Consider the following 13,140-nt stretch of genomic DNA (forward strand, 5'->3'; position numbering starts at 1 on the left):
CACGGACGGATCTTTGCTGCGTACGAACCATCTGACCCGCTTTGATGGCACATCGGCCAAGGGCCCGGCGCACCCACCCTGGCGCATCGGCCGGCAATGGATATCGTGGCCGTGCCATGACAGACGCACCTCGCTGACTGCAGCACTCCACTGGGGGAACCACCCATGACCGTCCGCCGCTCCCGCAGTCGTTCCGCCGCGTACGCCGCACTGGCCCTCGGACTGGCCGGCTCTCTCGCACTGACCGGCTGCAACAGCCACTCCTCGAAGAAGTCGAAGAAGTCCTCCACCTCGTCTTCCAAGAGCAAGAAGCGCAGGATCATCGGCGGGAGTGCGGCCGCGGCCGGCACCGCGGGGGCGGCGTCCCGGCGGGTGCCCGACTGCTACCCCAGCACGTACAAGGTCACGTTCTCGCAGCAGACCGGCCCGAAGAGCCATGTGGCAGTGAAGTTCAAGAACTCCACCAGCCGCGACTGCAAGCTCTACAACGCGCCGCTGCTGCGCTTCAACAACGCCAAGGCCCCGCTGCCCCTGCAGCAGGGCACCCCCGGCCACTTCGACGGCACCCGTATCACCGTGCCCGCCCACGGTTACGCCTACGCGGTCATCCCGACCAACACCGCAGCCGCCAAGGGCACCGAGCAGAGGTCGGTGGCCATCGACTTCATGGGCATCTCGGCCAGCTCGGTCACGCACGGTCCGGTCACCGTCAACTTCGCGGAGAAGCGGCTGCACATCTCCGTCGGCAAGAGCAAGATCACCAACTGGAGCTCCAGCCTTCACGGGGCACAGCTGGCGGGCGGCGTCGGGAACTGATCCGCCGGCGCATCGGCCACCCACCGGTTCGACCAGGTCCCGGTCCCGGCTGACGGGCCCGGGATCTCGCCCCTACTCGGCGTCCAGCCCTGCCAGGACGAGCCCCAGCCGGGCCACCCCACCCTCGGCGATCTCGACCGGGACGCCCCAGTCCTGCTGGTGCACATGGCAGGCGGGGTACTCGATGTCCGGGGCATCGTCGCAGGACGCGGCCATCGCCGAGACATGCAGCACCCCCTCGGTCACCCCGTCCGCGAGCACCAGATCCCGCGCGAGATCGGTGCCCGCGCCCGCACCGTCGGCGAGCAGCTCCGGCGGCGTCGCGCTGACCAGCAGCCGCGTCGAGGGGCCGTAACGGGTGTCGAGCTTCTGACCGGCCGGGGCCTGGAAGACCACCTCCAGCCGCAGCGTGCCCGGGGCGACCTCGGTGGCCGCACGCTGGGTGCGGTGCGCCACCGATTCGACGCGGATCGCCTCCTCGGGCAGCCGCAGCCGGGTCAGCCGGTGCCGCGCCGACTCCACCACCACGATGTCGTCGTCGACGAGCACCGCGGCGGACGGCTCGCGCAGGTCCGTCGCCAGTGTCGTCACCTCACCGGTCGCGGGATCGAAGCGGCGCAGCGCGTGGTTGTAGGTGTCCGCGATGGCGACCGAGCCGTCGGGCAGGGCGGTCACGCCCAGCGGGTGCTGGAGCAGCGCCTGGTCCGCGGCGCCGTCGCGGTGCCCGAAGTCGAAGAGGCCGGTGCCGACGGCCGTACGAATGACATAGCCGTCACCTGCTGCGGAGGGCTCCAGGGGCTCCACCCAGCGGACCGCACTGGTCTCCGAGTCCGCGATCCACAGCCGGTCGCCGGCCGCGGCGAGGCCGGACGGCTGGGCGAACCACGCCTGCGCGGCCGGGCCGTCCACCAGGCCCTCATTGGTCGTGCCGGCCGCGACCTCGACCGTGCCGGCGGCCGGGTCCCAGGTCCACAGCTGATGCACGCCGGCCATCGCGATCCACAGCCGGTCCTGCCACCAGGCGATGTCCCAAGGCGAGGAAAGGTCCACCGCACGCGCCGGTCCGGAGGCCGGCGAGCCCTGCCACCACTGCTTGCCGGTACCGGCCACGGTCTCCAGCGCACCGGATGCCGGGTCGAAGACACGGATCGCGTGGTTCACGGTATCCGCGACGGCCACCCGGCCATCGGGCAGCAGCGCCAGGCCCTGGGGTTCGTTGAAGGAGTCCGGCGTCAGACCGCGCTCGCCGGTGCCGATCCGCCGCAGCACCTGTTCGCCGTCGGCGGCCAGCTCCACCAGCTGATGCCGGGTGGTGTCCGAGACGAGGAAGCTGCCCGCGGGCAGCCGGACCGCCTTGCCGGGGAAGCGCAGAGCGGTGGCGACCGGCTCCGGCGGTACATAGGGGCCGTCGCCGCGGCGCAGGGTGCCCTTCGCCGCGTGCTCGGCCTCCAGCTCCTCCACAAGCTTCTCGATGGCGTGCGCATGGCCCTCGCCGGCGTGCTGGGCGACGACATACCCCTCGGGGTCGATCACCACGAGCGTCGGCCAGGCCCTTACCGCGTACTGCTTCCACGTGGCGAGCTCCGGGTCGTCGAGGACCGGGTGCTCGACGCCATAGCGCTCCACAGCATCCACGACCGCCTGGTGCTCGGCCTCGTGCACAAACTTCGGGGAGTGCACACCAATGATCACGACGGTGTCGCGGTGCCGCTCCTCCAGCTCCCGCAGCTCGTCCAGGACATGCAGACAATTCACACAGCAAAAAGTCCAGAAATCCAGAACGACAATGCGTCCCCGCAGGTCGGAGAGGGTCAGATCCTTGTTACCGGTATTCAGCCAGCCGCCCTTGCCGATCAGCTCGGGGGCGCGGACGCGTGCACGTGAAGCCATGTGCACATTCAACGTCACTCCGGTGCGTGCGCATTCCGCAGGTACCGGCGGGAACACGTCAGCCATGGAGCAATCTCCCGGGGGGCCACCCCCGCACACGGGCAAATACACGGTGCGCGACCGCATCTTCGGCATCGGCGACGACTACTGGATCGACGACGAGCAGGGGCGGCACGCCTTCCTCGTGGACGGGAAGGCGCTGCGGCTGCGGGAGACCTTCGAGCTGAAGGACACCGAGCGGCGGGTGCTGATCACCATCCGCAAGAAGATGCTCAGCCTGCGCGACACCATGACCATCGAGCGGGATGACCAGCCGCTGGCCACGATCAAGCGCAAGCGGCTCTCGCTGCTGCGCAATCACTACCGCGTCGAGCTGGTGGACGGCACCGAGCTGGATGTCAGCGGAAAGATCCTGGACCGGGAGTTCGCGATCGAGTACGAGGGCGAACTGCTGGCGGAGATCTCGCGGCGCTGGCTGACCGTGCGCGACACCTATGCGGTCAATGTCGTACGGGACGACGCGGATCCGCCGCTGCTGATCGCCGTCGCGGTGTGTGTGATCCGGCTGGCGGAGCGGGAGCGCGGGGAGGACTGAGGAGCGGGCTTCCCGGCCGTACGGCCCTCTGCGGCCCGGCAACATCGGCCTACGATGGTCACCCGAAAGCACTGCCGGGGTGCCCGTGCGCAGCGTAACTTGACTGCACAGACAGCAGCCCGCGTACGAACCGTCCGAGGGGTCCCGTGACCGTCCATCCCAGCCTTCAATCCTCCATCGATGCCTGGACTCACTCCATAGAAGCGATAACCGAGCTGGTCACCCCGCTCGTCGAAAGCGAGTGGAACGGGGCGACGGGCCTCCCAGGATGGTCCGTTCGCGATGTGGTCTCCCACGTCATCGGCCTGGAATGCGAAATGCTGGGTGACCCGCGGCCGATCCATACGCTGCCGCGCGACCTCTACCACGTACGCAGCGAGTCGGCACGACGCATGGAGGTGCAGGTCGACGTCCGCCGGCACCACACCGCGCCGGAGATGCTCAGCGAGCTCGAATACACCGTCATCCGCCGCTCACGGCAGCTGCGCAACGAGTCCCGGCAGCCGGACGCCGTGGTGCGCAGCCCGCTCGGTGAGGACCGTTCGCTGGAATTCGTGCTGCAGCAGCGGGCGTTCGACGTCTGGGTCCACGAACAGGACCTGCGTCGGGCCCTCGGAAAGCCCGGCAACCTCGACTCCCCCGGCGCGTATGTGACCCGCGATCTGCTGGTGAAGGTGCTGCCCGGCATCGTGGCCAAGAGGGCCCAGGCGCCCGCCGATTCGGCGGTGGTCTTCGATGTCAGCGGGCCGCTGGAGTTCCTGCGCACGGTCCGCCTCGACGCCGAGGGCAATGCCACGATCGATGGCAGTGTCTCGCTCGGCCCGACCGTGACGCTCGCCCTGGACTGGGACACCTTCCACCAGCTGGCCTGCGGCCGGGTCCGCCCGGCGACCGTCGCCGAACAGATCAAGATCGACGGCGACGATGAGCTGGCCCAGGCGATCCTGGGCAACTTCGCCATCACGCCGTAGCGGGGCGGTTCCGGTGGGACCCCCTCACTCGCCCTGACCGTTGGCCGGCCACGAGCAGTTGGCCCCGGAGTGAGCCGTTTCACGTGAAACAGCCCTGTCCGTTTCACGTGAAACGGACCCGGCCGCCGACCGATCGGCCTGCAAGCCTCATGCGGGCACGTGGACCGCTTCCACCCGGCTGACCACCAGCCGTTCGCGCTCGCGCCGCGCCGCACGCCGCCGCAGCCGCAGGATCTGGGAGACCCCGGTCGCTTCCAGGACGAAGATCGAGGCAAAGGCGATCCGGTAGTTGTCGCCGGTCGCGTCCAGCAGGACGCCGATGGCGAGCAGAGTCGTCATCGAGGCCGTGAAGCCGCCCATGTTGACGATGCCGGAGGCGGTGCCCTGACGCTCCGGCGGGTTGGCGGGCCGCGCGAAGTCGAAGCCGATCATCGAGGCAGGGCCGCAGGCGCCCATCACCGCACAGAGCACGATCAGCAGCCCCATCGGCGCATGGTCGGCCGGCCAGCACAGGACCGTCGCCCACATCAGAGCCGTGGCGCCGGCGGTGCCCAGCGCCAGCGGCATGCGGGCCGCGTGGTGGCGGGCGATGACCTGGCCGTAGATCAGGCCCACCGCCATGTTGGAGAGCACCACGAGCGTGAGCAGTTCACCGGCGGTGCCACGCGACAGGCCCTGCGCCTCGACGAGGAACGGCAGCCCCCAGAGCAGCAGGAACACCATTGCCGGGAACTGGGTGGTGAAGTGCACCCACATGCCCAGCCGGGTGCCGGGCTCCCGCCAGGCATCCGTGATCTGCCGGCGCACGAACCCCGTGCCGGTGTGCTCGCCGGATGCGGGCGGCGGCTCGAAGCCCTTGGGATGGTCCGTGAGGAAGAGCAGCAGCACGATCAGCACGACGATGCCGCCGACGGCGCTGGAGGCGAAGGTCGGGGTCCAGCCGAAGGTGTGCAGGAAACGGGCGAGGACGAGCGTGGAGACCAGATTTCCCGCCATACCCACGAGCGCGGCGATCTGCGCGATCATCGGGCCACGGCGGGCCGGGAACCACCGCGAGCCCAGCCGCAGCACGCTGATAAAGGTCAGCGCATCCCCGCAGCCGAGCAGCGCACGGGAGCCGAGTGCCATGGCGTACGAGGAGGAGAACGCAAAGCTCAACTGGCCGACGGTGTAGAGCACCACGCCGAAGGTCAGCACCTTCTTGGCGCCGAGCCGGTCGACCAGCAGACCGACGGGGATCTGCATCCCCGCGTACACCAGCAGTTGGAGGATGGAGAACGTCGACAACGCCGAGGCATTGATGTGGAAGCGCTCGGCGGCGTCCAGGCCCGCCACGCCGAGGCTGGTGCGGTAAGTGATCGCGACGAAGTAGACCGCAACGCCGATGCCCCAGACGGCCATGGCCCGACGGCCGCCGGGCGGGTCGGCGGGCAGCAGCCTGGCGGAGCCGCCGCCTATACCGGAGCTGCTGGAGCTGTCGGCACTTCCGGAACCACCACTCATCGCACATCCCCCTGTGCGAGGTGACGGACCCAGCTGACGTGCCGCTGCACGGCGTCGGTCGCGGCGTCCGCATCCCCTGCGCGCAGGGCCTCGAGGATCTCCGCATGCTCGGTGATGTTCTTGGCGATCCGGTCCGGGTGGGCATGCATCACCGCGACACCCATCCGCAACTGGCGGTCGCGCAGCTGCTCGTAGAGCCGGTCCAGGATCTGATTGCCGGCGCTGCGCACAATGGCAGCATGGAAGGCGCGGTCGGTGACGGAGACGGCAGCCAGATCACCGGAGGCGGCCTGCTCCCGCATCGTCTCCAGCAGCTCGGTCAGCTCGCCGACCAGCGCCTCGCTCACGGGCACCGCCTTGGCCGCGGCGTGCTTCTCCACCAGCAGCCGGGTCTCGACGACATCGGCGATCTCCTGCGCGGAGACCGGCAGCACCAGCGCACCCTTCTTCGGGTAGAGCTTGATCAGCCCCTCGACCTCCAGCCGCAGCAGCGCCTCACGCACCGGCGTCCGTGACACCCCCACCGCGTCGGCCAGTTCGCCCTCGGTGAGCAGCATCCCGCCCTCGTAGCGGCGGTCCAGGACGGCGTCCTTGATGTGCGCATAGACCCGTTCGGCGGCGGGCGGTTGCTTGGCGGCAGGCTCTCTGGCAGGGGCGGTGGGCGTGGAGGCGGAGGGCATGCACACAGGATAGATACAACAGGTATGCGTCCGAAACTTCATTCCGCGATGCGGACACGGCGGGGGCGGGGCGGGGCGGGGCGGGGTGTCCTGATGGAGCGCTGTCGGCGTCGCGGTCACCGCGGAGCGGCGGCCGGGCGGCAGGCACCCCCGGCCCGGCCCGGCCGCCGCCTGCCCGGCCGCCCGGGTGCCGCGCCCTCAGCCCGGCATCCGCCCCTGGGCGATCAGCCGGTTCACCACCTGCGAATGGGCGGGGGCACAGCGCTCGCGTGCCTCCCGGCGGTCGAACCAGGCGAACTCGGCGATCTCCCGGCCGGGGACCGGTGCGATGTCCTGGGGCCCACCGGTGAAGCAGGTCATCCGCAGCCGGCGCCCGTTCTTGCCATGAGCCACGTCATGGATGACGAACGCCTCCGAGAGGTCCTGGGCCGGAACCACCAGGCCGAGCTCCTCGCGAAGCTCACGCGACAAGGCCTCCCGCGCGGTCTCTCCGGGCTCGTACTTGCCACCCGGGAGATAGAACGTGTCATTCCCCCGCGTCCGTACACTCAGCAGCCGTCCGTCGCGCACATGCAGCCAGCCCACCGACTTCAGCGGCGCGGCACGCTCCAGGGCGATCAGCGGCCGGCCGGTCTCCTCGTCCGTCCGCCGCCCCCGCTCCGTGAAACCCAGGTGCGCAAAGAAGCGCCGGGCCGCGCCGCTCCCCTCGAAGACCTCCAGGGCCAGCGCACCGTGCAGCGTCGCCGCATGCTCCAGCAACTCCCGCCCGATACCGCCCCCTTGGGCTTCCGGTGCCACCACCAGCCCGCCGACCCCGGCCCCGGGACCGTCCCCGCTTCCGTCCCCGCTCCCCTCCCCGGACTCGCCGGGCAGCAGCCCGAGCAGCCCGACGACACTGCCCTCGCGCTCGGCGACCCAGTTCTCCGCCCGGACGAGGTCCGCCTCACGGAGGGTCCGGGCCCGTTCGGCCCGGTCCTCCCCGTCGATGAGGGGATGCGCCCGCTGCACGGCCCGGGACCACAGATCGGTGACCACGTCCTGGTCGGATGCCCTGTAACGCCGGATGATCATTTCGCTGCTCATTTCGCCGACCGTAGGCAGCACGGCCGACCGCCGCAAACCCTTTCCCGCAACGGGCCCGGCATCTGCCGAAAGGGGTACCGGAGAGCGATGTCGGGTCCGCCTCAAGTCTGACAAGAGTCCATACCTGCCGCGTACGGTGCGGCGCGGATTCCGTGGGTGAATAGAGGCAGGGAGCCGGGGAGGCTCCTACATCCAAGGGGAGTTGACCATGCAGCCCAGGACGAACGCCGGCCGCCGTACGCGGAACACCGTCGTGCTGGCATTGATTGTCGCCGGCCTGTGGGCGGGCGTCGCACTGACCCGCGGCGCCACGCACCCCGATGAGTCCGGCCCGGTCGGGCCGGTGGCTCACTTCAGCCGCGCGGTGGAGCTCATCCGCGGCTGACCGTCGCCGGTGCGCTGCGGAGCCCGCTAGGGCTTGTCTTCAACGTCCCGTCATTCGCCCATGGGGCGGGCCTCGCGGTGCCTGGTGCACTGCACTCGCTGCGCTCGCTCCGTCTCGGCTCCTCATGTGGGCCGGTGGATGCCGAGCGCGATCGCAAGGCGGAGGGTCGTCCCGGCACTGGGTGTACCGGGACGATCCGACAACGCGGATGGAGGTCCCCCCGCGCCGTTCAGGCGTGGGGAAGTGCGTGCCAGGCGCCGCGAGGCAGGCGGAACCTTGAAGACGTTGAAGGCAAGCCCCAGGGGGGTGTCTCCCCGATCAGGCCGGATCAGGGAGACAGGCCCGGTCGGGGAGCCGGGCCCGGTCGGGGAGACAGGCCCGGTCGGGGAGACAGCCCCTACGCCTTCCGCGCCTCACCGCGATAGGTACCGAACGACCAGCGGTTGCCTTCGGGGTCGCGGGCGCCGAAGCCCCGCGACCCGTAGTCGGTGTCGGTCGGCTCATCGGTGATCTCCGCGCCGGCCGCTCGCGCGCGGGCACACAGCTCGTCGGGGTGGGTCGGTGACCACATAGGCACCGAACGTCCCCGGCCGCAGCGGCCAGCGGTCGTCGTCCGGGTCCTTGACGGAGCCGAGCATGATGCCGCCGCCTTCCGGCCAGGAGAGCTGGGCGTGCGCGACACGCTCACCCTCGCCGTGGACCACGGTCTCCTCAAAGCCGAACGCATCGACCAGGAAACGGATCAGACCGCGGGCGTCGTGGGCCCGCAGCGTCGGCCATACCTGGGGTGCGGGCGTGGTGTCGGACAGGTTCTCGGGCATGGTCACCGGACCTCCTGGATCGGGGATGCGCCCCTGACGGGCCACTGACCTCAGCATTCCTCGATGGCGTCCCCAGAGCCTCGGACGTTTCGGAACTCCTCGGTGAGCGACCGGCGGGCGGGCAGCCGGCCGGCGCGCGGAACTCCCGGGCGAGATGGGCCTCGGGGCGCCGGCCGGCGTGAGCGGCTCGTCAAGGGTGAAGATCAGGGTCGGCCACGGCGAGGGAAGCGTGCGGTGCCGGCCCGGTGGGACTCCGGCCTGCCGGTATCCGGCGTACGCGCCGACATACGGCGGGAGCGGGGGCGCGGGGCGGGCGAGCGGATGCTCGTCAACGGGGCCGGGGCGGTCCCGAGACGGCGCTTCACGTGAAACACCGCTCCGAACCGCCCGGTCCCGCATCCTGGCTCATCCCCAGGTGATCAGACGCTTGGGTCGTTCCAGCACGGCCGCGATATCCGCGAGCAGCTTGGAGCCCAGCTCGCCGTCGATGAGCCGGTGGTCGAAGGACAGCGCGAGGGTGGTGACCTGGCGCGCCTTCACCTTGCCCTTGTGGACCCACGGCTGGAGCTTGACCGCGCCGAAGGCGAGGATCGCCGACTCCCCCGGGTTGAGGATCGGCGTCCCGGTGTCGACGCCGAAGACGCCGACATTGGTGAGGGTGACCGTACCGCCGGCCATCGCGGCCGGGGACGTCTTGCCCTCGCGGGCGGTGGCGACCAGATCGCCCAGTTCCGCAGCGAGTTGGGGGAGTGTCTTGACCCCGGCGTCCTTGATGTTCGGGACGATCAGACCGCGCGGGGTGGCCGCCGCGATCCCGAGGTTGACGTAGTCCTTGTAGACGATCTCCTGACGCGCTTCGTCCCAGGAGGCATTGACCTCCGGATGACGCTTGATGGCGACGAGGAAGGCCCTGGCGACGAGCAGCAGCGGGTTGACCCGCAGCCCCGCCATGTCCGGGTCCTGCTTGAGCTCCTGGACCAGCTTCATCGTGCGGGTCACATCGACGGTGATGAACTCCGTGACATGCGGCGCGGTGAAGGCGCTGGCGACCATCGCCTGCGCGGTGGCCTTGCGTACCCCCTTGACCGGCACCCGCCGCTCGCGGGCCGCGGCATCGACGAAGCCCGGCTCGGCCTGGGCGGCCGCCGGCGCGGCGGAAACCGGCGCGGCCTCGGTCGTGGCCGGCGCCGCTGCCGGGGCGACGGCCGCATGGACGTCCTCGCGGGTGATGACGCCGTCCGGGCCGGTCGGGACGATCGCTGCCAGGTCGATACCGAGGTCCTTGGCGAGCTTGCGCACCGGCGGCTTGGCCAGCGGCCGACCGACGTGCCCCGCACCTGTGCCGTTCGCGACCGGAGTCACAGGAGCGGCCGGGGAGGCGACGGGAGCGATCACCGGGGCGGCGGCCGGTGCCGGGGCGGCCCGTCCGTTCAGCTCCGCCTGGAGCGCGGTACGCGCGGGCTCCGGCTGGGCCGGCACCCCTGCCTGGGGCTTGCGCGCCCGGCGCTTGGTGGAGGACGGCGCGGCGCCGTAGCCGACCAGCACCGCCTGGCGACCCTGGGGCTCGGCGTCCTCCTCGGGGGACGCGGCGGCCTGCGGCGCCTGCTGCACGGCCGGTGCCGCGACGGGCCCGGCTCCGGGATCGGTGTCCACGGAGATGATGACGGTGCCGACGTCGACGGTGACGCCCTCGCCGAAGTTCAGCTCATGCACCACTCCGTCGTAGGGAATGGGCAGTTCCACGGCGGCCTTGGCGGTCTCGACCTCACAGACGACCTGGCCGTCGCTGACGGTGTCGCCCGGCTGGACGTACCACTTGAGGATCTCGGCCTCGGTGAGGCCCTCGCCCACGTCGGGCATCTTGAACTCGCGGAAGCGCTGGGCATGGGCGGTACTTGCAGTCATGGTTACGAACTCTCCTCAAACCCTCAGTACGCCAACGCACGGTCGACGGCGTCGAGCACCCGGTCCAGTCCCGGAAGGTACTCGTCCTCCAGACGGGAGGGCGGATACGGGGAATGGAACCCGCCGACCCGCAGGACGGGGGCCTCCAGGTGGTAGAAGCACCGCTCGGTGATCCGGGCGGCGATCTCCGCACCCGCACCGAAGAAGACCGGGGCCTCGTGGACCACGACCAGCCGTCCCGTCTTCTCCACCGACGACTGCACGGTGTCGAAGTCGATCGGGGAGAGCGAGCGCAGATCGACGACCTCGACCGACTTGCCCTCCTCGGCCGCGACATTGGCGACGTCCTGGCAGACCTTCACCATCGGGCCGTAGGCGGCCAGGGTGAGGTCGGAGCCGCTCCGGGCGACCCGGGCCTTGTGCAGGGGGTCGGGGATCGACTCGGTGTCCAGCCGCGATTTGTCGTGGTAGCGGCGCTTGGGCTCGAAGTAGATGACCGGGTCGTCACCCGCGATGGCCTGCTGGAGCATCCAGTAGGCATCGGAGGAGTTCGAGGGAGAGACGATCTTGAGCCCCGCGACATGCGCGAACAGCGCCTCGGGGGACTCGGAGTGGTGCTCGACCGCACCGATGCCACCCGCGTACGGGATGCGGATGACGACCGGCACCTTGACCTTGCCCAGCGCGCGGGCGTGCATCTTCGCGAGCTGGGTGACGATCTGGTCGTAGGCGGGGAAGACGAAACCGTCGAATTGGATCTCGACGACCGGGCGGTAGCCGCGCAGCGCCATACCGATCGCGGTGCCGACGATGCCGGACTCCGCGAGCGGGGTGTCGATCACCCGCTCCTCGCCGAAGTCCTTCTGCAGACCATCGGTGACCCGGAAGACGCCGCCGAGCTTGCCGACGTCCTCGCCCATGACGAGGACCTTGGGGTCCGCCTCCATGGAGGCACGCAGCGATTCGTTGATCGCCTTGGCAATGGTGATCTTCTCGAAGACGGCCATGGTCAGTTCTCCTCCGCGGCGGCATCGGCATCGACGAACGACGCCTGGTACGCGGCGAACTGCGCGCGCTCCTCATCGACGAGCGCGTGCCCGTCGGCATAGACGTTCTCGAAGATCGCCATGGTGTCCGGGTCGGGCATGGCACGCACGGCATCGCGGACGCGCTTGCCCAGGGCCTCGCTCTCCTCGTCGATCGAGGCGAGGTACGCCTCGTCGACCAGGCCCTCGGCCTCCAGATACGTCCGCAGCCGCAGGATCGGGTCCTTGGCCTCCCAGGCCGCCCGCTCCTCGTCCTCCCGGTACTTCGTCGGGTCGTCGGAGGTGGTGTGCGCACCCATGCGGTAGGTGAATGCCTCGATGAGCATCGGGCCCTGGCCGGTGCGCGCCCGCTCCAGCGCCACCTTGGTCACCGCAAGGCAGGCCAGGACGTCATTGCCGTCGACCCGTACACCGGGGAATCCGTAACCGCGGGCGCGCTGGTAGAGCGGTACCCGGGTCTGCTTCTCGGTGGGTTCGGAAATCGCCCATTGGTTGTTCTGGCAGAAGAACACGACCGGGGCGTTGTAGACCGCGGAGAAGGTGAAGGATTCCGCGACGTCTCCCTGGCTGGAGGCACCGTCACCGAAATAGGCGATGACCGCGGAATCCGTGCCGTCCTTCTGCACACCCATCGCATAGCCGGTCGCATGCAGCGTCTGCGAACCGATGACAATGGTGTAGAGGTGGAAGTTGTTGCTGTTGGGGTCCCAGCCGCCGTGATTGACACCGCGGAACATGCCCAGCAGGTTCGTCGGGTCGACGCCACGACACCACGCCACACCGTGCTCGCGGTAGGTCGGGAAGACGTAGTCGTCGTCGCGCAGCGCCCGGCCGGAGCCGATCTGGGCGGCCTCCTGACCCAGCAGCGAGGCCCACAGACCCAGTTCGCCCTGGCGCTGGAGGGTGGTCGCCTCGGCGTCGAACTTCCGCGTGAGCACCATGTCGCGGTAGAGCCCGCGCAGCTCGTCGGCGGAAAGATCGATCGAGTAGTCCGGGTGCTCGACCCGCTTCCCTTCGGGGGTCAGCAGCTGTACGAGCTGATCCTGCTCCGCCTGTTCGGGCCGACCGGAGTTCCGGGCCTTGGCCGGGGACGCCTTCTTCGCCGACGTCGCCTTTTTGGCGGTGGTGCGCTTGCTGCTGCCGCGGGCGTTTTTCCGCTGCGCAGTGCCTTCCACGGTCACGTGCTGCTCCTCCGTCTGTCCGGCCCCCGGGGTCCGCCGGTGGCCGTATTGCGGCTCACCCGGTATCCGATACGGCGCACGGGGTGTGTGCGAACGCGGCCGGATCCGGGTGGAACAAAGCTCCCGGAAGGTGGCCCGCTCATTGCACGTTACCCATTGTCAAAGCCGAAGTGGAAACGGCGCTGACCTGCGATTTTGCTTGGATTTCCAAGTAAACCGCGGAGGCTTGGAACAACTCCTGGTCACAGCGTTGCAGGCCGCCGG

11 protein-coding genes and 1 pseudogene are annotated in these 13,140 nt (G+C 69.9%); 4 read left to right on the forward strand and 8 right to left on the reverse strand.

The features are described 5' to 3' along the window. Positions 1 to 165: 165 nt before the first annotated feature. The gene (locus ACF088_RS29645; protein ID WP_392378934.1) at positions 166 to 816 is read left to right on the forward strand and encodes a DUF4232 domain-containing protein; all 651 of its coding nucleotides are present in this window, start codon (positions 166 to 168) and stop codon (positions 814 to 816) included. 72 nt (positions 817 to 888) lie between these two features. Here the strand turns inward: ACF088_RS29645 and ACF088_RS29650 are convergent, their stop codons facing one another. After that, positions 889 to 2,706 (reverse strand): NHL domain-containing thioredoxin family protein, encoded by a 1,818-nt coding sequence (locus ACF088_RS29650; protein WP_392378935.1) that lies wholly within the window; start codon positions 2,704 to 2,706, stop codon positions 889 to 891. 64 nt (positions 2,707 to 2,770) lie between these two features. On the opposite strand from ACF088_RS29650, the gene ACF088_RS29655 reads away from it, so the two are divergent. Both ACF088_RS29655 and ACF088_RS29660 read left to right on the forward strand, forming a co-directional pair. Then, positions 2,771 to 3,301 (forward strand): LURP-one-related/scramblase family protein, encoded by a 531-nt coding sequence (locus ACF088_RS29655; RefSeq protein WP_392378936.1) that lies wholly within the window; start codon positions 2,771 to 2,773, stop codon positions 3,299 to 3,301. 146 nt (positions 3,302 to 3,447) lie between these two features. Further along, positions 3,448 to 4,272, forward strand: a complete 825-nt coding sequence (locus ACF088_RS29660; RefSeq protein ID WP_392378937.1) for a maleylpyruvate isomerase family mycothiol-dependent enzyme — start codon at positions 3,448 to 3,450, stop codon at positions 4,270 to 4,272. Positions 4,273 to 4,419: 147 nt separating this feature from the next. Here ACF088_RS29660 and ACF088_RS29665 read toward each other — a convergent pair whose 3' ends face one another. From ACF088_RS29665 to ACF088_RS29675, 3 genes are all read right to left on the reverse strand, one after another. Then, positions 4,420 to 5,673: a nitrate/nitrite transporter gene (locus tag ACF088_RS29665; RefSeq protein ID WP_392379000.1), complete on the reverse strand. Its 1,254-nt coding sequence runs from the start codon at positions 5,671 to 5,673 to the stop codon at positions 4,420 to 4,422. Between the two features lie 98 nt (positions 5,674 to 5,771). After that, positions 5,772 to 6,455, reverse strand: a complete 684-nt coding sequence (locus ACF088_RS29670; protein WP_311623090.1) for a GntR family transcriptional regulator — start codon at positions 6,453 to 6,455, stop codon at positions 5,772 to 5,774. Between the two features lie 198 nt (positions 6,456 to 6,653). After that, entirely contained in the window at positions 6,654 to 7,538 is an 885-nt protein-coding gene (locus ACF088_RS29675; RefSeq protein ID WP_392378938.1) for a GNAT family N-acetyltransferase, read from the reverse strand. 208 nt (positions 7,539 to 7,746) lie between these two features. On the opposite strand from ACF088_RS29675, the gene ACF088_RS29680 reads away from it, so the two are divergent. Further along, positions 7,747 to 7,923, forward strand: coding sequence for a hypothetical protein (locus ACF088_RS29680; RefSeq protein ID WP_392378939.1), 177 nt, complete (start codon positions 7,747 to 7,749; stop codon positions 7,921 to 7,923). Positions 7,924 to 8,320: 397 nt separating this feature from the next. Here the strand turns inward: ACF088_RS29680 and ACF088_RS29685 are convergent. The 4 genes and pseudogenes from ACF088_RS29685 to pdhA all read right to left on the reverse strand — a co-directional run bounded on the left by ACF088_RS29685 (position 8,321) and on the right by pdhA (position 12,876). After that, positions 8,321 to 8,744, reverse strand: a pseudogene (locus ACF088_RS29685) (VOC family protein). 405 nt (positions 8,745 to 9,149) lie between these two features. Then, a complete protein-coding gene (locus tag ACF088_RS29690; RefSeq protein ID WP_392378940.1) occupies positions 9,150 to 10,649 on the reverse strand; it encodes a dihydrolipoamide acetyltransferase family protein in 1,500 nt (499 codons plus the stop codon). A gap of 23 nt (positions 10,650 to 10,672) precedes the next feature. Then, on the reverse strand, positions 10,673 to 11,656 hold the full coding sequence (locus tag ACF088_RS29695; RefSeq protein WP_392378941.1) for an alpha-ketoacid dehydrogenase subunit beta: 984 nt from the start codon (positions 11,654 to 11,656) through the stop codon (positions 10,673 to 10,675). 2 nt (positions 11,657 to 11,658) lie between these two features. Beyond that, positions 11,659 to 12,876, reverse strand: coding sequence for a pyruvate dehydrogenase (acetyl-transferring) E1 component subunit alpha (pdhA, locus tag ACF088_RS29700; RefSeq protein ID WP_392378942.1), 1,218 nt, complete (start codon positions 12,874 to 12,876; stop codon positions 11,659 to 11,661). Positions 12,877 to 13,140 lie beyond the last annotated feature (264 nt).

The organism is Streptomyces sp. NPDC015125 (genome assembly GCF_043080045.1).
In the GTDB taxonomy this organism is placed as follows: Bacteria; Actinomycetota; Actinomycetes; order Streptomycetales; family Streptomycetaceae; genus Streptomyces.